13 protein-coding genes are annotated in these 16734 nt (G+C 71.9%); 9 read left to right on the forward strand and 4 right to left on the reverse strand.

Annotation, left to right across the window (positions count from 1 at the left end; genetic code table 11):
• Window positions 1-161 precede the first annotated feature (161 nt).
• A complete protein-coding gene (locus tag ACFOW4_RS28165) occupies window positions 162-641 on the forward strand; it encodes a hypothetical protein (protein WP_377533296.1) in 480 nt (159 codons plus the stop codon).
• Between the two features lie 17 nt (window positions 642-658).
• Here the strand turns inward: ACFOW4_RS28165 and ACFOW4_RS28170 are convergent, their stop codons facing one another.
• Window positions 659-913, reverse strand: coding sequence for a DUF2277 family protein (locus ACFOW4_RS28170; RefSeq protein WP_377533298.1), 255 nt, complete (start codon window positions 911-913; stop codon window positions 659-661).
• Between the two features lie 52 nt (window positions 914-965).
• Between ACFOW4_RS28170 and miaB the strand changes: the two genes are divergently transcribed.
• Window positions 966-2465, forward strand: coding sequence for a tRNA (N6-isopentenyl adenosine(37)-C2)-methylthiotransferase MiaB (gene miaB / locus ACFOW4_RS28175; RefSeq protein ID WP_377533300.1), 1500 nt, complete (start codon window positions 966-968; stop codon window positions 2463-2465).
• Window positions 2466-2660: 195 nt separating this feature from the next.
• Here the strand turns inward: miaB and ACFOW4_RS28180 are convergent, their stop codons facing one another.
• Window positions 2661-3869, reverse strand: a complete 1209-nt coding sequence (locus ACFOW4_RS28180) for a DUF349 domain-containing protein (RefSeq protein ID WP_377533302.1) — start codon at window positions 3867-3869, stop codon at window positions 2661-2663.
• 152 nt (window positions 3870-4021) lie between these two features.
• Here ACFOW4_RS28180 and ACFOW4_RS28185 point away from each other — a divergent pair, with 152 nt between their 5' ends.
• Genes ACFOW4_RS28185 through dapF form a run of 3 tightly spaced genes read left to right on the forward strand, consistent with a single transcriptional unit; the run spans window position 4022 to window position 6595 of the window.
• Window positions 4022-4789, forward strand: coding sequence for a class III extradiol dioxygenase subunit B-like domain-containing protein (locus ACFOW4_RS28185; protein ID WP_377533304.1), 768 nt, complete (start codon window positions 4022-4024; stop codon window positions 4787-4789).
• Window positions 4774-5742 carry a tRNA (adenosine(37)-N6)-dimethylallyltransferase MiaA gene (miaA, locus tag ACFOW4_RS28190; protein WP_377533575.1) on the forward strand — a complete coding sequence of 323 codons (969 nt, stop codon included), beginning with the start codon at window positions 4774-4776 and terminating at the stop codon, window positions 5740-5742. The genes ACFOW4_RS28185 and miaA overlap by 16 nt, the downstream gene beginning before the upstream one ends.
• Window positions 5743-5749: 7 nt before the next feature.
• A complete protein-coding gene (gene dapF, locus ACFOW4_RS28195) occupies window positions 5750-6595 on the forward strand; it encodes a diaminopimelate epimerase (protein WP_377533306.1) in 846 nt (281 codons plus the stop codon).
• A 346-nt stretch (window positions 6596-6941) separates the two neighbouring features.
• On the opposite strand, the gene ACFOW4_RS28200 is transcribed toward dapF, so the two are convergent.
• Window positions 6942-8408, reverse strand: coding sequence for an NAD-dependent malic enzyme (locus tag ACFOW4_RS28200; RefSeq protein WP_377533308.1), 1467 nt, complete (start codon window positions 8406-8408; stop codon window positions 6942-6944).
• A gap of 184 nt (window positions 8409-8592) precedes the next feature.
• On the opposite strand from ACFOW4_RS28200, the gene hflX reads away from it, so the two are divergent.
• Entirely contained in the window at window positions 8593-10041 is a 1449-nt protein-coding gene (gene hflX, locus ACFOW4_RS28205) for a GTPase HflX (RefSeq protein ID WP_377533310.1), read from the forward strand.
• Window positions 10042-10091: 50 nt separating this feature from the next.
• Complete coding sequence (locus tag ACFOW4_RS28210; protein ID WP_377533312.1) at window positions 10092-11780, forward strand: hypothetical protein; 1689 nt, start codon at window positions 10092-10094, stop codon at window positions 11778-11780.
• A gap of 97 nt (window positions 11781-11877) precedes the next feature.
• Here ACFOW4_RS28210 and lexA read toward each other — a convergent pair whose 3' ends face one another.
• Complete coding sequence (lexA, locus tag ACFOW4_RS28215; protein ID WP_377533314.1) at window positions 11878-12663, reverse strand: transcriptional repressor LexA; 786 nt, start codon at window positions 12661-12663, stop codon at window positions 11878-11880.
• 590 nt (window positions 12664-13253) lie between these two features.
• Here lexA and nrdR point away from each other — a divergent pair.
• Both nrdR and ACFOW4_RS28225 read left to right on the forward strand, forming a co-directional pair.
• Window positions 13254-13757 (forward strand): transcriptional regulator NrdR, encoded by a 504-nt coding sequence (gene nrdR, locus ACFOW4_RS28220; RefSeq protein ID WP_377533316.1) that lies wholly within the window; start codon window positions 13254-13256, stop codon window positions 13755-13757.
• A 65-nt stretch (window positions 13758-13822) separates the two neighbouring features.
• Window positions 13823-16705 carry a vitamin B12-dependent ribonucleotide reductase gene (locus ACFOW4_RS28225; RefSeq protein WP_377533318.1) on the forward strand — a complete coding sequence of 961 codons (2883 nt, stop codon included), beginning with the start codon at window positions 13823-13825 and terminating at the stop codon, window positions 16703-16705.
• The last annotated feature ends 29 nt before the right edge of the window (window positions 16706-16734 follow it).

The raw sequence follows: 16734 nt of genomic DNA on the forward strand, positions 1-16734 counted from the left end.
ACTGTCACCTTCCCGCTACTCGGAGCAACGTAGCCCCAGGAAATTTTGCCCGGAATGGTCACAGACCGGTAACTTGGCCCCGGCTGAGGTCATATGCCCCCCACCATCGTCAGTAAGGCCCGATCCGGAGGCCGGTGGGACGAACGCAGCGAGGAGGCGGCATGACCGAGCTGTGGAACTGGAGAATCGACCGGGCACGACCCGTTGAGGTCTACCCGGCACTGGCCGAGGCGCTCGGTCGGGTGGTGATGCCCCTCGCGGTGGCCGACCCGACCCGGCTGCCGGCGTACGCGGTGGTCTGCGACGTCTGGCAGGCGCCCGGCGAGTTCGCGACGGTGGTGGACTGCTACGGGGTGCCCGAGCGGCTCTCCGAGCACGCGAGCATCGCCGCGCTCGCCCGGCTGCTGGGCCGCAACTGCCTGGTACGCGACGACACGCTCGACGCCGGCCGGCACCTGCTCGTCGCCCCCGACGGGACGGTCCGTCCGGTGCACTTCGACGTGCGGGAGACCGACGACGGCGAGCTGCTCAGCAACCAGCGGCTCTGCACCCTGGCCGACCCCGCCTGCCGGGGCTGGTCGCAGTGCCACCGCTCGCGGTGGGCCCCCGACACCGTCGCCCCGGTGCTCGCCGCGGCCTGACGCAACGGCGTCCCAGGTCAGTCGAGGCTGGCGGCGGGCGCCGGCCGGTCCGCGGCGGTCGGCCCGCCGCCGCGGACCACCAGCTGGTCGAGCAGGGTGCGGGTGGCCTCGGCCACGGCGGCCACCGCCGCGTCGAACGCGGCGGCGTTGTGCGCGGCGGGCGCCCGGAAGCCCGAGATCTTCCGGACGTACTGCAGGGCGGCCGCCTCGACGTCCGCGTCGGTCACCTGGGCGGTGTACGGCTCACGCAGCGTCTTGATGCTCCGGCACACGGCTCCTCCTCGTTCTCCTCGATCCGGTGGACCCGGATACGCTGTCCTGGTCATGACTACCGCAGCGGCGGGCAGCGCGCGCACCTACCAGGTGCGCACCTACGGCTGCCAGATGAACGTGCACGACTCCGAGCGCATCTCCGGCCTGCTCGAACAGGCCGGCTACGTGCGTGCCGCCGAGGCGGACGACAGCCCGGATGTCGTCGTCTTCAACACCTGTGCGGTGCGGGAGAACGCCGACAACCGGCTCTACGGCAACCTCGGTCATCTGCGTCCCGTCAAGGCCAAGCATCCGGGGATGCAGATCGCGGTCGGTGGCTGCCTGGCCCAGAAGGACCGCGGCGACATCGTCCGCAAGGCGCCCTGGGTGGACGTGGTCTTCGGCACCCACAACATCGGTTCGTTGCCGGTGCTGCTGGAGCGGGCGCGGCACAACACCGCCGCCGAGGTGGAGATCCTGGAGTCGCTGGACGTCTTCCCGTCCACGCTGCCCACCCGCCGCGAGTCGACGTACGCCGGCTGGGTCTCGATCTCGGTGGGCTGCAACAACACCTGCACGTTCTGCATCGTGCCCTCTCTGCGCGGCAAGGAGAAGGACCGCCGCCCCGGCGACATCCTCTCCGAGGTCCGCGCCCTGGTCGACGAGGGCGTGCTGGAGGTGACCCTGCTCGGGCAGAACGTCAACTCCTACGGCGTGGAGTTCGGCGACCGGTACGCGTTCGGCAAGCTGCTGCGCGCCTGCGGCGACATCGACGGGCTGGAGCGGGTCCGGTTCACCAGCCCGCATCCGAAGGACTTCACCGACGACGTGATCGCCGCGATGGCCGAGACGCCGAACGTCTGCCACTCGCTGCACATGCCGTTGCAGTCCGGCTCCGACGACGTGCTCAAGGCGATGCGCCGGTCGTACCGGTCGGAGAAATACTTGGGGATCATCGAGAAGGTCCGTGCGGCGATGCCGGACGCGGCCATCACCACCGACATCATCGTCGGCTTCCCCGGCGAGACCGAGGCGGACTTCCAGCGCACCCTGGACGTGGTCCGCGAGGCCCGGTTCTCCTCGGCGTTCACGTTCCAGTACTCCAAGCGCCCCGGCACGCCCGCCGCCACCATGGACGGCCAACTGCCCAAGCAGGTCGTGCAGGAGCGCTACGAGCGGCTGATCGCCGCCGTTGAGGAGATCACCTGGGCGGAGAACAAGCGCCTGGTGGGGGAGACCGTGGAGGTGCTGGTCGCGGTCGGCGAGGGCCGCAAGGACGAGCGCACCGGCCGGATGTCCGGCCGCGCCCGCGACGGCCGCCTCGTGCACTTCGCGGTCGGTGATCTCGCCGAGCAGATCCGCCCGGGCGACATCGTGCACACCACGCTGACATACGCCGCGCCGCACCACCTCAACGCCGACGGAGCGCCGCTGGCGCACCGCCGGACCCGGGCCGGTGACGCGGCCGAGGCCGGCCGTTCCCCGCGTACCCCCGGGGTCCTGCTCGGCCTGCCCACCATCGGCGCCCCGGCGCCCACCCCCGCCCCATCCCTCGGCTGCACAGCCCCCTGACCAGCCTGCCGGTAAGGAAGGGCCCCTTGTTAACGCCACCGCGTTAACAAGGGGCCCTTCCTCTACCGCAGGCGTTAACAGGGGGCCCTTCCTTTCACCGCCCACCTCGATGCGTCAACCGGCCGTCCGGCTGCTCCCGGGCACGCGAGAGCCCCCGATCTCCACACGGGACCGGGGGCTCGGAGACGCGTCAGGTCAGCCGGCCTGCTCGGCGAGCTGGAGGAACTGCCGCTTCGACGCGAGGGCCTGCTCGGCCTCCTTGATGCGGCGGGCGTCTCCGGCGGCCTGCGCCCGTGCCAGCCGCTCCTCGGCCTCGGCCACCTGCGACCGCATCTGCGCGAGCAGCGGGTTGTCCTCCTTGGTGGTCCGGCGCCAGGCCGAGTCCATCACCTCGCGGACCTTGTCGTCGACGGCGCGCAGCCGGCGCTCCAGCCCGGCGGCGGCCTCCCGGGGGACCCGGCCGGCCTCGTGCCACTGGGCCTGGATGTCGCGCAGGCGAGCCTGGGCGCCCTTCGGGTCGGCGTCGACGTCCAGCGCCTCGGCCTCGGCGAGCAGGGCCTGCTTGCGCTCCAGGTTGACCTTCTGCTCGTTGTCCCGGGCGGAGAAGACCTCACTGCGCCGGCTGAAGAACGCGTCCTGCGCGGCCCGGAACCTCTCCCAGAGCTTCTGCTCGGCCTCCTTGGAGGCGCGCGGCGCGGCCTTCCACTGCGTCATCAGCTCCTTGAGCTGGTTGGCGGTGGCGGCCCAGTCGGTGGACTCCTTGAGCTTCTCCGCCTCGGCGACCAGCTCCTCCTTGACCGTCTGCGCCTGCTTGCGCTGCGAGTCCAGGGAGGCGAAGTGGGCACCGCGGCGGCGGGTGAAGCCGTCCCGGGCGGCGGCGAACCGCTTCCACAGCTCGCCGTCGGCCTTCTTGTCGACCCCGCGGATGGTCTTCCACTCGTCGAGGATCTCCTTGAGCCGGTCACCGGCGGTCTTCCAGCCGGTGGACTCGGCGGCCAGCTTCTCGGCCTCCTCGACCAGCGCGGTCTTGCGCGCCAGCGCTTCCACCCGGGCGGCGTCGCGCGCGGCCCGCGCCTCACCAGCCTTCTCCTCGGCGACGGTGGCCAGCTTGTCCAGCCGCGCGGCCAGCGCGTCGATGTCGCCCACCACGTGGGCCTCGGGCAGGGAGGCGCGGATCCGCCGGATCGTGCTCAGCGAGTGGCCGGCGTCCGCCGCACCCGAGTTGAGCCGCGCCTCGGTCAGGTCCACCTCGGTCACCAGGTCCGCGAAGCGGCGCGCGAAGTGCGCCAGGCCCTCCTCCGGTGCTCCCGCCTGCCAGGATCCGACCACCCGCTCGCCCTCGGTGGTCTTGACGTACACGGTGCCGTCCGCGTCCACCCGTCCGAAGGCAGTCCAGTCGCTCATGTGCCCATCCTCGATCTCCCGGCGTCGAGGGAACCTGTCCCCCGGTCGCCGCCACGGCGCAGCCAAGTTACTTCCGGCATTGTCACAGGTCCGACCCGGTCCACGTCGAGCGCCTATCGCCGACCGTGACCATACGGTGTCCTAGGGCCCGAATGACCGGATCGGCGCGGAGACGCACCGGGGATTCCCGCTACGGTGGACGGGTGCCACTGGTCGCCGCCGCTGTCTGCCCTCATCCGCCCCTGCTCGTGCCCGATGTGGCCGGCGCCGCCGCGCCGGAGTTGGACGACCTCCGCGCCGCCTGTGACGCCGCCGTCGGCCGGTTGCTGGCCGTCGGCCCGGACGCCGTGGTGCTGCTCGGCGGCGGCCCGGCGACCGGCCGGATCGACGCGCCGGCCACCGGGTCGCTGCAACCCTGGGGCGTCGACCTGGACGTGCCGTTGACGCCGGCGCAGCCGGACCGGGGCGCGGTGCTGCCGCTCAGCCTGACCATCGGCGCCTGGCTGCTGGCCCGGCACGACGTCCGGGTGCCGGTGAGCGCGGTGCAGGTGGCCGTCGACGCCGACCCGGCCGAGCTGGCGTCGGTGGGGGAGCGGCTCGCCGCCGAGGGTTCCCGGGTGGCGCTGCTGGCGCTGGGCGACGGGTCGGCCTGCCGGGGGGAGAAGTCCCCCGGGTACGACGATCCGCGCGCCCACCCGTACGACCAGCGGGTCGCCGCGGCCCTGGCCGGCGCGGACCTCGACGTCCTGCTCGACCTGGACCCGGCCGTGTCGGCGGAGCTGAAGGCGGCCGGCCGGGCGTCCTGGCAGGCGCTCGCCGGCGCCGCCCGCGCGACCGGCGTTGACTGGCGCGGCGCTCTGCTGCACGACGCCGCGCCCTACGGCGTCGCCTACTTCGTGGCGTCCTGGGAGCCCGTGTGACCGGCGCGACACCGTCCGGGCCGGCGGGTACGCGGTCGGGTCCGGTGGGGACGGTCGTGGCGGTGGTCGGCCCGACCGCGGCGGGCAAGTCGGCGTTGAGCATCGCGCTGGCCCACGCGCTCGACGGTGAGGTGGTCAACGCCGACTCGATGCAGCTCTACCGGGGCATGGACATCGGCACCGCCAAGCTCACCCCGGCCGAGCGGGACGGCGTGCCGCACCACCTGCTCGACATCTGGGAGGTCACCGAGCCGGCCAGCGTCGCCGAGTACCAGCGGCTGGCCCGCGCGGCCGTCGACGACATCCTGGCCCGGGGTCGGGTGCCGCTGCTGGTGGGCGGCTCGGGCCTGTACGTGCGGGCGGTGCTGGAACGCTTCGAGTTCCCCGGCACCGACCCCGTGCTGCGGGAGCGGCTGGAGCGGGAGTTGGCCGAGGTCGGCCCGGCGCCGCTTTACGCGCGGCTGCGCGCCGCCGATCCGGGTGCCGCCGAGAGCATCCTGCCGGGCAACGGCCGGCGGATCGTCCGCGCGTTGGAGGTCATCGAGCTGACCGGTGCGCCGTTCGCCGCGTCGCTGCCGGAGCCGACCCCGTACTACCCGTCCGTGCAGGTCGGCGTCGACCTGGACACCGCGGCGCTGGACGAGCGGATCGCGCTGCGGGTCGACCGGATGTGGGCCGACGGTCTGGTGGCCGAGACCCGCGAGCTGGTGGGCCGGGGTCTGCCGGAGGGGCGGACGGCCAGCCGTGCGCTCGGCTACCAGCAGGTGCTGCGTTTCCTCGCCGGCGAGCTGACCGAGACCGAAGCGCACGACGAGACGGTCCGGGCCACCCGGCGGTTCGTCCGCCGGCAGCGCTCCTGGTTCCGGCGCGACCCACGGATCCACTGGCTGGACTCCACCGACCCCGACGTGATCGAGGCCGCCGTGCGTCTGGTGCCCGCCGCTGCGCGATGATGGGGACGTGCAGTTCATCAAGGGCCACGGCACCGGCAACGACTTCGTCATCCTCCCCGATCCGGACAATCAGCTCGAGCTGACCGCCGAGCTGGTCGCCGCGCTCTGCGACCGGCGGCGCGGCGTCGGCGGCGACGGGGTGCTGCGGGTCGTCCGGGCCGCCAAGCACCCCGACGGTACGGACCTGGCGGATGAGGCCGAGTGGTTCATGGACTACTGGAACGCCGACGGCTCGTTCGCCGAGATGTGCGGCAACGGCGCCCGGGTCTTCGTCCGCTACCTGTTGGAGGCCGGGCTGGCCACGCCGGCCGGCGCGGCGCTGCCGGTGGCCACCCGGGCGGGCCTGGTGCGCGCGCGGGTCGACGGCGACGTCGTGGCCGTGGAGATGCGACGACCCCGGGTGTACGACGCGTCGACGGCGACCCTGGGCGGTCTGACCCTGACCGGTGCGGCGGTGGACGTCGGCAACCCCCACCTGGTCTGCGCACTGCCCGCCGGCCTGGAGCTGTCCGGCCTGGACCTGACCCGCGCTCCCGAGTTCGACGCCGCGCTCTTTCCCGCCGGGGTCAACGTCGAGTTCACCGCGCCCGGCGAGCCGGTCGACGGCGCCGACGGACACACCCTGATGCGGGTGTACGAGCGGGGTAGCGCGGAGACGCTCTCCTGCGGCACCGGCGCCTGCGCGGTGGCCGCCGTGGCGCTGCGCGACGCCGCCCGGGACACCGGCACGGTGGCCGTCGACGTCCCCGGTGGCCGCCTCACCGTGACGGTCACCGACGACTCCTGCTGGCTGGCCGGCCCCGCCGTCCTCGTCGCTGCCGGTGAGGTGGAGCCCACCGCACTCCGCCCGTGAGCGAGCTGCCCTCAACCGTGCCGCCATTCGGGTGGCCGCCCGTCACGCGGCCACTCCGGCCCTGAGCCGCAGCTCGACCGCGCCCGCCCGTCGGGTCGCCGCCCGTCACGCGGCCCCGCCGGGCGGCTGAGCCGTCGCGGCAGGGCGGCTGGCCACGGTCGCGGCCGCCGGTCAGACCACACGCCTTCGACACGCTTTGCTCTGCTTCAGCCCACGCGACGCCTGACGTCCGCATAGCGGACATCGGGTGTTGCGTCGGTTGAAGCAGAGCAAAGGACGCGCGGGGCAGCTCCGTGCGGAGCCGCCGGGTGGCAGTTGCCGGTCGCGGTCCGCCGGCGGTCGTCGATCAGGGGGTGGCGCTGGCGTTGGCGGCGATCTCGGGAAGATCGGCGGGGCCCGGGTCGGCGGCCGGAACCGGGGACGGGTTCTGGGCGGCGGCGCGGACGGCGGCGGCGACCGCCGGGGCGACGCGGGCGTCGAAGACGCTGGGCACGATCACCGTCGGGTTGATCTTCTCCTCGCCGACCACGTCGGCGATGGCCCGGGCGGCGGCGATCGCCATCTCCTCGGTGAACTCCTCGGCGTGCGCGTCGAGCATGCCGCGGAACACGCCGGGGAAGGCGAGCACGTTGTTGATCTGGTTCGGCTGGTCGGACCGGCCGGTGGCGACCACCGCGGCGTGCTTGCGCGCCTCGCGCGGGTCGACCTCCGGGTCCGGGTTGGCCAGCGCGAACACGATGGAGTCCTTGGCCATCGTGGCGATGTCGTCGCCGGTGAGCAGGTTCGGCGCGCTCACCCCGATGAAGACGTCCGCGCCACGGATCGCCCCGGGCAGGTCGCCCGCGTAGTTCTCCTTGTTGGTGTTCTCCGCCAGCCACTGCCAGGCCGGGTTGAGGTCGGTCTGCCCGCGGTGCAGGGCGCCCTGCCGGTCGTACGCGATGATGTCGCCCACGCCCTGACGCAGCAGCAGCTTCATGATCGCGGTGCCGGCCGCGCCGGCGCCGGAGACGACCACCCGGACGTCCGCGAGTTGCTTGCCGACGACGCGCAGCGCGTTGGTCAGCGCGGCGAGCACGCAGATCGCCGTGCCGTGCTGGTCGTCGTGGAAGACCGGGATGTCCAGCAGTTCCCGCAGGCGGGCCTCGATCTCGAAGCAGCGCGGCGCGGCGATGTCCTCCAGGTTGATCCCGCCGTACGCCGGCGCGATCGCCTTGACGATCGCGACGATCTCGTCGGTGTCCTGGGTGTCGAGCACCACCGGCCAGGCGTCCACCCCGCCGAAGCGCTTGAAGAGCGCGGCCTTGCCCTCCATCACCGGCAGCGACGCGGCGGGGCCGAGGTTGCCCAGGCCGAGCACGGCGGAGCCGTCGCTGACAACGGCGACGGTGTTGCGCTTGATGGTCAGCCGCCGGGCGTCCGCCGGGTTCTCGGCGATCGCCATGCAGACCCGGGCCACCCCGGGGGTGTACGCCCGGGACAACTCGTCACGGTTGCGCAGCGCGACCTTCGAGGTCACCTCGATCTTGCCGCCGAGGTGCAGCAGGAACGTCCGGTCCGACACCTTGCGCACGTCCACCCCGTCGAGCGCGGTGAGCGCCTGGACCACCTGGTCGGCGTGACTGGCGTCGGCGGTGTCGCAGGTGAGGTCGACGATCACGTTGGTCGGGTCCGAGTCGACCACGTCCAGCGCGGTGACGATCGCGCCGGCCTCGCCCACCGACGTGGTGAGCCGGCCGATCGAGGACGCGTCCGCGGTCACCGCGATCCGGATGGTGATCGAGAATCCGGCGCTGGGCAGTCGGGTGATGGCCACGGGATCCCTCCGTCACGGCTGCGGGGCCGGTCGGCCGCCGCCCCGCATTTCTACCGGGTTGTCGAGCTCGGCCGGAATTCGCCCCCACACTTGGCGACCCTCGGCACGGGCATATAGCGGGTGCGTCCGGCGTTGTCACATGTCAGGATTGCGTTCTACCCGATAAAACGGACAGGAGAACCGCTTGCTAGACCAGGAGAGCTTCGTCCCCTTCGAGGACGATGAGCTCGGCGACGTCACCACCGGCGAGATGGAGCTGTCGGAGCGGCAGTCGCTTCGACGCGTACCGGGCCTCTCCACCGAGCTCACCGACATCACCGAGGTGGAGTACCGCCAGCTGCGGCTGGAGCGGGTCGTCCTGGTGGGCGTCTGGACCGAGGGTTCGGTGACCGACGCCGAGAATTCACTGGCCGAGCTGGCCGCGCTCGCGGAGACCGCCGGCTCGCAGGTGCTCGAGGGGCTGATTCAGCGCCGTACCCGACCCGACCCGGCCACCTACATCGGCCGCGGCAAGGTCGACGACCTGGGCTCGATGGTCCTGTCCAGTGGCGCCGACACGGTCATCTGCGACGGGGAGCTGTCCCCGTCCCAGCTGCGCAACCTGGAGCAGCGCACCAAGGTCAAGGTGGTCGACCGGACGGCGCTGATCCTCGACATCTTCGCCCAGCACGCCAAGAGCAAGGAAGGTAAGGCGCAGGTCGAGCTGGCCCAGCTCGAATACCTGCTGCCGCGCCTGCGCGGTTGGGGCGAGACGCTGTCCCGGCAGACCGGTGGTTCCGGTCGCGGTGGCGGCGCGGGCGGCGGCGTGGGCCTGCGCGGTCCCGGTGAGACCAAGCTGGAGACCGACCGGCGCCGTATCCGCACCCGCATCTCCCGGCTGCGCCGCGAGATCAAGGGCATGAAGACGGTACGGCAGACCAAGCGCGCCCGGCGCTCCCGCAACGCCGTCCCCGCGGTGGCCATCGCCGGCTACACCAACGCCGGCAAGTCCAGCCTGCTCAACCGGCTGACCGGCGCGGGTGTGCTGGTGGAGAACGCGCTCTTCGCGACGCTCGACCCGACCACCCGTAAGGCCACCACGTCCGACGGGCGGCTCTACACCCTCTCCGACACGGTCGGCTTCGTCCGGCACCTGCCGCACCAGATCGTCGAGGCGTTCCGCTCGACGCTCGAGGAGGTCGCCGAGGCGGATCTGGTGGTGCACGTCGTCGACGGCGCCCACCCGGATCCGGAGGAGCAGGTCCGCGCGGTGCGGGAGGTGCTCAGCGAGGTGGGCGCCGACCGGCTCCCCGAGCTGCTGGTGGTCAACAAGGCCGACGCCGCCGACGAGGAGACGCTGCTGCGGCTCAAGCGGCTCTGGCCGGAGGCGATCTTCGTCTCGGCGTACACCGGGCGGGGTGTCGACGGGCTGCGCCAGGCGATCGAGGAGCGGCTGCCGCGTCCCGCGCTGGAGGTCCGGGCCGTGCTGCCGTACGACCGGGGTGACCTGGTGGCCCGGGTGCACCGCGGCGGTGAGGTGCTGAGCACCTCGCACCTGGCGGAGGGCACCCTGCTGCACGTGCGGGTGAGCGAGGCGCTCGCCGCCGAGCTGGAGCCCTTCGCGCAGGAGCAGGCGGCCGTCAGCCGACCCTGAGCGGTCACGGCGTCATCCATCGGAAACGCGCGGCATGCGACACTGGCCGAATGCGCCGCGTTGTTTCCTCGGTCACGGTTGCCCTCGGCCTGTTCGGGGCAACCGTGGCGCTCGCCGGAGTTGCTGTGGCGGCTCCTGCACCAGCATCGTCCGAGCCGCCCGCCGCCAAGCCCGGTAAGAAGGTGTGCACGGCCGCCGATGAGCGGCTGCGCGAGCTTTCCGGCCTGGTGGCGACCAAGACCGGCTTCGTCGTGATCAACGACGGCACCCAGATCGAGGCGCGCAAGCGGATCTTCTTCCTGGACGCCAAATGCAAGATCGCCAAGACGCCTCTGCAGTACTCCGGGCAGGGTCCGTTCGACACCGAGGACCTCGCGCTCTCCAAGGACGGCAAGACGCTGTGGGTCGCCGACACCGGTGACAACGTCACCGCGAAGGAACGCCGCAAGAACGTGGCGGTCTGGGAGTTGCCGGTCGGCGGCACCAAGCAGCCGGTGCTGCACCGCCTCTCCTACCCCGAGGGCAAGCCGCACGACGCGGAGGCGCTGCTCATCGGCGACGACGGCAAGCCGCTGATCATCACCAAGGTGACCAGCGGCAAGGCCGAGATCTACACGCCGACGAGAGCGCTGAAGAAGAGCGGCGACCCCGAGGCGGTGCCGATGAGCAAGGTCGGCGAGATCGCCCTGCCCAAGACGCAGACCGAGAACCCGCTCGCCACGTTCGGCCGGGTTTCGATCACCGGTGCGGCACGGTCCCCGGACGGCTCCCGGGTGGTGGTCCGCACCTACGCCGACGCCTTCGAGTTCGACGTGACCGGCGGCGACATCGTCGGCGCGCTCACCACCGGCAAGCCCCGGGTGACGCCGCTCGCCGACCCGTTCGGCGAGGCGATCAGCTACACCCCGGACGGCAGGTCCTTCGTCACGGTCTCGGAGGTCCGCGAGGAGACCTCGGACGATCCGGTCGACATCCTCAGCTACACCCCGTCCACCTCCGGAGCGGCGCCGGTACCCGACGAGGGCGCCGCGAAGCCGGCGGCCTCGCAGTCCTGGTTCGACGGGCTCTCCCTCGACGACATCACCTACCTGATCGGCGCGGTCGGCGCGATCGGCCTGCTGCTGGTCGGCATCGGCGTCGCCGGCATCCTGCGGGCCCGCCGCAAGCCACCCGCCGCCGACGGTCCGGGCCCGGACGAGCCGGTGGATCGGCGTGGCGGCCCTGCCGCCGACCGCTTCCCTCCGGCCGGCGAGCGCCCGGGCAGCGGGGTCTACGGCGGTGCGCCGGCGGGCGGTGCGGTCTACGGCGGTGTCGGCACCGGGGTGTACGGCGGCAGCGGTGGCCGTGGTGGTCCCGCCCCGGCGGGCGGCGGGGTGTACGGCGGGGCTCGCCCCGCGGGCGACGGCGGCGACCGGCCCGGGGCGGGCGGTGCCGGCGGGGCTGGCGGCAGTGTCTACGGCGGCGGACGTCCCCCGGCGGGTGGCGGTGGCCGACCGGTGGGTGGCGGAGGTGGCCGACCGGCGGGTGGTGGCAGTGGCCGTCCTCCGGCCAATGGGGGCCGACCCGGTGGTGGGGTGTACGGCGGGGGCCAGCCCGGCGCCGGTCGGGTGGAGCCGCCCCGGCGTGGCGGGCCCGAGCCCGACTACCGGGCTCAGCGGCCCGGCCGTCGGCGTGACGACGGGCCGGTCGACCCGTACGGGCCCGGGGGCGTACGCGGCCCGCAGGGCGACCGCTACTGACGCTTCGGCACCGACACGCCGATGGGCCGCCATCAGGCGGGCCTCGTGGCCGGCAGTGTGCGGGTGAGCGCCCGAGGGCACTCACCCGCGGACCGGGTCAGATGCGGCGCAGCACCGCCACGACCCGACCCATGATGGTGGCGTCGTCGCCGGGGATCGGGTCGAAGGCCGGGTTCTGCGGCATCAGCCAGACGTGCCCGTCACGCCGCCGGTAGGTCTTGACGGTCGCCTCGCCGTCGAGCATGGCGGCCACGATCTCGCCCGAGTCGGCGGTCGGCTGCTGCCGGACCACCACCCAGTCGCCGTCGCAAATCGCCGCGTCGAGCATCGAGTCACCCTTGACCTGGAGCATGAAGACCTCGCCCTCACCCACCAGCTCGCGGGGGAGCGGGAAGATGTCCTCCACGGCCTGCTCGGCGAGGATGGGCCCACCGGCGGCGATCCGGCCGAGCATCGGCACGTACGCCGGGGTGGGGCGCTGCGAGCGGGTCAGCTCGTCGTCGATGGTGTCGCTGGGAGCGCGGACGTCCACGGCGCGCGGCCGGTTGGGGTCGCGGCGCAGGAAACCCTTCTTCTCCAGCTCCTTGAGCTGGTAGGCGACGCTGGACGGCGACACTAGGCCGACCGCCTCGCCGATCTCCCGGACGCTCGGCGGGTAGCCGTGCCGTTCCACCCAGGTGCGGATGAACTCCAGGATCCGGCGCTGGCGGGCGGTCAGGTCGACCGTCGCGGGGTCGGGGAAGGTGCTGACCACCGGAGTGACCGGGCGCACGGCGGGCTGGCCCGCCCGGTTGCGCGCGGCGCCCCGGCGTCGGGTGGCCGGAGGGCCCGCCTCGGAGATCTGTTGCGGGCTCTTCGGCCGGCTGGCCCGGTCCTCGGTCACGTCCGTCCTCCCTGGTCGGCGCTGGGTGCCTCGTCGGCTCGTGGTGCGTGCGGTGGTGCCACCACTCTGCTGAGGGTGCTGCGGCACCGGTGCCGTGGAGATCCACCGCGCCGGTTGTTCCTGACCGTATAGGTGAGATCGGTCATTTTCAAACATCTGTACGACCTATCACCGGCGTGTCGGGGTGAAAAACCACTCCGCTCGTACGGATGTTCTGATAAATGGTACGTCGGATAGCACTGGTGTTCGATCCTCGGCCGTTTTCCGGTCGACTCCGGCCTGTCGGCCGGCGACTCCGGGTGGCGTCTCCGCGTTGGGTCTTCCGGCGGTGCGGGTGGTCCGGTCGGGCGAATGATCCGTGACGCGCCGGACACGCCATTCAACTTGACCCGGCTCCGCCGGAGACATACGGTCGACCCCTAGATGTAGTAGTGACACGGGCGTAAGTCGCCTACAGGTTGGGTCCGACTACCGACCGCACTCCCGTATCGTCGACCCACGGCGGCGGTCATCGGAAGATGGCGCCGGCGTGTTCCGTCGTGCCCGGGGGTGCCCGGTGCGGCCGTTGAGTTGATCAAGGAGGTATGGCGATGCGGTGTCCGTACTGCCGGCACGCCGACTCCCGGGTGGTCGACTCGCGGGAGGCCGACGACGGCCAGCTCATCCGACGGCGGCGATCCTGCCCGGAGTGTGGCAAGCGGTTCACCACCGTCGAGGAGGCGGTGCTCGCGGTGGTCAAGCGCAGCGGGGTGACCGAGCCGTTCAGCCGCACGAAGATCATCGGCGGGGTGCGCAAGGCGTGCCAGGGCCGGCCGGTCGACGAGGACTCGATCGCGCTGCTCGCGCAGAAGGTCGAGGAGACGGTCCGGGCCAAGGGGGCCGCCGAGCTTCCCAGCCACGAGGTGGGCCTGGCGATCCTGGGCCCCCTGCGGGACCTGGACGAGGTGGCGTACCTGCGGTTCGCCAGCGTCTACCGGTCCTTCGACTCGCTCGCCGACTTCGAGCGGGAGATCGAGACGTTGCGGGCCGCCGCCCGCGCCCGGGAGGGCGTGGCGGAGGCCGGGGCGGCGGAGACCGCCGGCCGTACCAGTTGAGTTTTGCCGGTTTTGAGACAGGTCGACGCGCGGCGGGTGGCCGCGCGGACGAGGGGGCGGATGAGATGTCGGGGGATGGTGTGACGACAAGCAGGTCACGGAGCAAGGCCGGTGCGGGTCTGAAGATCGAGCGGGTCTGGACGACCCAGGGGGTGCACCCCTACGACGAGGTCGCCTGGGAGCGGCGCGACGTCGTGATGACGAACTGGCGGGACGGCTCGATCAACTTCGAGCAGCGCGGGGTGGAGTTCCCCGAGTCCTGGTCCGTCAACGCGGCCAACATCGTCACCACGAAGTACTTCCGGGGCGCCGTGGGCACCCCGGAGCGGGAGTGGTCGCTCAAGCAGCTGATCGACCGGGTGGTCACCACCTACCGCACCGCGGGTGAGGAGTACGGCTACTTCGCCTCCCCGGCCGACGCCGAAGTCTTCGCCCACGAGTTGACCTGGATGCTGCTGAACCAGGTGTTCAGCTTCAACTCCCCGGTCTGGTTCAACGTCGGAACGCCGTCGCCGCAGCAGGTCAGCGCGTGCTTCATCCTGGCCGTCGACGACTCGATGGACTCCATCCTGGACTGGTACAAGGAGGAGGGGCTGATCTTCAAGGGCGGCTCCGGCTCCGGCGTCAACCTCTCCCGGATCCGCTCCTCCCGCGAGCTGCTCTCCTCCGGTGGCAACGCCTCCGGCCCGGTCAGCTTCATGCGCGGCGCGGACGCCTCCGCCGGCACCATCAAGTCCGGCGGCGCCACCCGGCGCGCGGCGAAGATGGTCATCCTCGACGTGGACCACCCGGACATCCAGGAGTTCGTGGTCACCAAGGCGCGCGAGGAGGACAAGATCCGCGCTCTGCGCGACGCCGGGTTCGACATGGACCTGGGCGGCGCCGACATCGTCAGCGTGCAGTACCAGAACGCCAACAACTCGGTCCGGGTCTCCGACGAGTTCATGACGGCGGTGGAGAACGGCGGCGGCTTCGACCTGCGCGGCCGGCTCGACGGGGCGACCATCGAGACCGTCGACGCCAAGAAGCTGTTCCGCGCCATCTCCCAGGCCGCCTGGGAGTGCGCCGACCCCGGCCTGCAGTACGACGACACCATCAACGACTGGCACACCTGCCCGGAGACCGGGCGGATCACCGCGTCGAACCCGTGCTCGGAGTACCTGCACCTGGACAACTCCTCGTGCAACCTGGCCTCGCTGAACCTGATGAAGTTCCTCAAGGCCGACGGCGGCTTCGAGGTGGAGAAGTTCGTCAAGTCCGTCGAGCTGGTCATCACCGCGATGGACATCTCGATCTGCTTCGCCGACTTCCCGACCGAGAAGATCGGGGAGACCTCCCGCGCCTACCGGCAGCTGGGCATCGGCTACGCCAACCTCGGCGCCCTGCTGATGGCCTCCGGCCTGCCGTACGACTCGGAGCAGGGCCGCTCGGTCGCCGCGGCGATCACCTCGCTGATGACCGGCACCGCGTACCGCCGCTCCGCCGAGCTGGCCGGTGTCGTCGGCCCGTACGACGGCTACGCCCGCAACGCCGAGCCGCACAAGCGGGTCATGCGCAAGCACGCCGCCGCCAACGACGAGATCAAGCCCACCACCCCGGTGGCCACCGCGATCGTCCGTGAGGCGACCAAGCAGTGGACCCAGGGCAACAAGATCGGTGACAAGTTCGGCTGGCGCAACTCGCAGGCCAGCGTCCTCGCCCCGACCGGCACCATCGGCTTCATGATGGACTGCGACACGACCGGCGTCGAGCCGGACCTGGCGCTGGTCAAGTTCAAGAAGCTGGTCGGCGGCGGCTCGATGCAGATCGTCAACCAGACCGTCCCGCGCGCCCTGCGCAGCCTCGGCTACCCCGAGGAGCAGGTCGAGGCGATCATCGAGCACATCGCCGACCACGGCCACGTGGTGGACGCCCCCGGGCTCAAGCCGGAGCACTACCCGGTCTTCGACTGCGCCATGGGCGAGCGGACCATCGCCCCGATGGGTCACGTCCGGATGATGGCGGCCATCCAGCCGTTCGTCTCCGGCGCGATCTCCAAGACGGTCAACATGCCGGAGGCGGCCACCGTCGAGGACGTCGAGAAGATCTACTTCGAGGGCTGGAAGCTCGGCCTCAAGGCGCTGGCGATCTACCGGGACAACTGCAAGGTCGGCCAGCCGCTGTCGGTGGCCAAGTCCAACAAGGCCACCGAGCCGGCCGCCGTCGAGACCGCCCCGGCCGCGGTGGAGAAGGTCATCGAGTACCGGCCGGTCCGCAAGCGCCTGCCGAAGAAGCGCCCGTCGGAGACGGTCTCCTTCTCCGTCGGCGGCGCCGAGGGCTACCTCACCGCGTCGTCCTACCCGGACGACGGCCTCGGCGAGGTCTTCCTCAAGATGTCCAAGCAGGGCTCCACCCTGGCCGGCGTGATGGACGCCTTCTCGGTGGCCATCTCCATCGGCCTGCAGTACGGGGTGCCGCTGGAGACGTTCGTCAGCAAGTTCACCAACATGCGCTTCGAGCCGGCCGGCATGACCGACGACCCGGACGTGCGGATGGCCGCCTCGGTGATGGATTACATCTTCCGTCGCCTGGCACTGGACTTCCTGCCCTACGAGCGTCGCGCCGAGCTGGGCATCTTCACCGCCAGCGAGCGGGCCGCCCAGCTGCGGGCCGAGGCCGAGGCGGAGAGCGCCGCCGTGACCGGTGCGGACCTCACCGCGATGGCGTCGTCGGCTCCGGTCGAGGCTCCGGCCGCCAAGCCGGAGGCCGTGGCCCAGCCGGCTCAGGAGATGGCCGAGGTCGCCGCCGCCAAGCCGGCGCCGTCGGTGGGTTCCAGCACCGAACTGCTGGAGGCCGTCATCGGCAAGGCCGCCGACGCACCGCTCTGCTTCACCTGCGGTACGAAGATGCGCCCGGCCGGTAGCTGCTACGTCTGCGAGGGCTGCGGCTCCACCAGCGGCTGCAGCTGACGTACGACCGGAAAGGGGAGTCGGACCAC

Source organism: Micromonospora sp. GCM10011542 (assembly GCF_042650685.1).
Classification (GTDB): Bacteria; Actinomycetota; Actinomycetes; order Mycobacteriales; family Micromonosporaceae; genus Micromonospora.

What these genes read in the sequence shown, in the direction of transcription:
- ACFOW4_RS28165 (WP_377533296.1), top strand. Translation starts at nt 162, where the DNA reads ATGACCGAGCTGTGGAACTGGAGAATCGACCGGGCACGACCCGTTGAG.
- miaB (WP_377533300.1), top strand. Translation starts at nt 966, where the DNA reads ATGACTACCGCAGCGGCGGGCAGCGCGCGCACCTACCAGGTGCGCACC.
- ACFOW4_RS28180 (WP_377533302.1), bottom strand. Translation starts at nt 3,869, where the DNA reads ATGAGCGACTGGACTGCCTTCGGACGGGTGGACGCGGACGGCACCGTG.
- ACFOW4_RS28185 (WP_377533304.1), top strand. Translation starts at nt 4,022, where the DNA reads ATGACCGGATCGGCGCGGAGACGCACCGGGGATTCCCGCTACGGTGGA.
- ACFOW4_RS28210 (WP_377533312.1), top strand. Translation starts at nt 10,092, where the DNA reads ATGCGCCGCGTTGTTTCCTCGGTCACGGTTGCCCTCGGCCTGTTCGGG.
- nrdR (WP_377533316.1), top strand. Translation starts at nt 13,254, where the DNA reads ATGCGGTGTCCGTACTGCCGGCACGCCGACTCCCGGGTGGTCGACTCG.
- ACFOW4_RS28225 (WP_377533318.1), top strand. Translation starts at nt 13,823, where the DNA reads ATGTCGGGGGATGGTGTGACGACAAGCAGGTCACGGAGCAAGGCCGGT.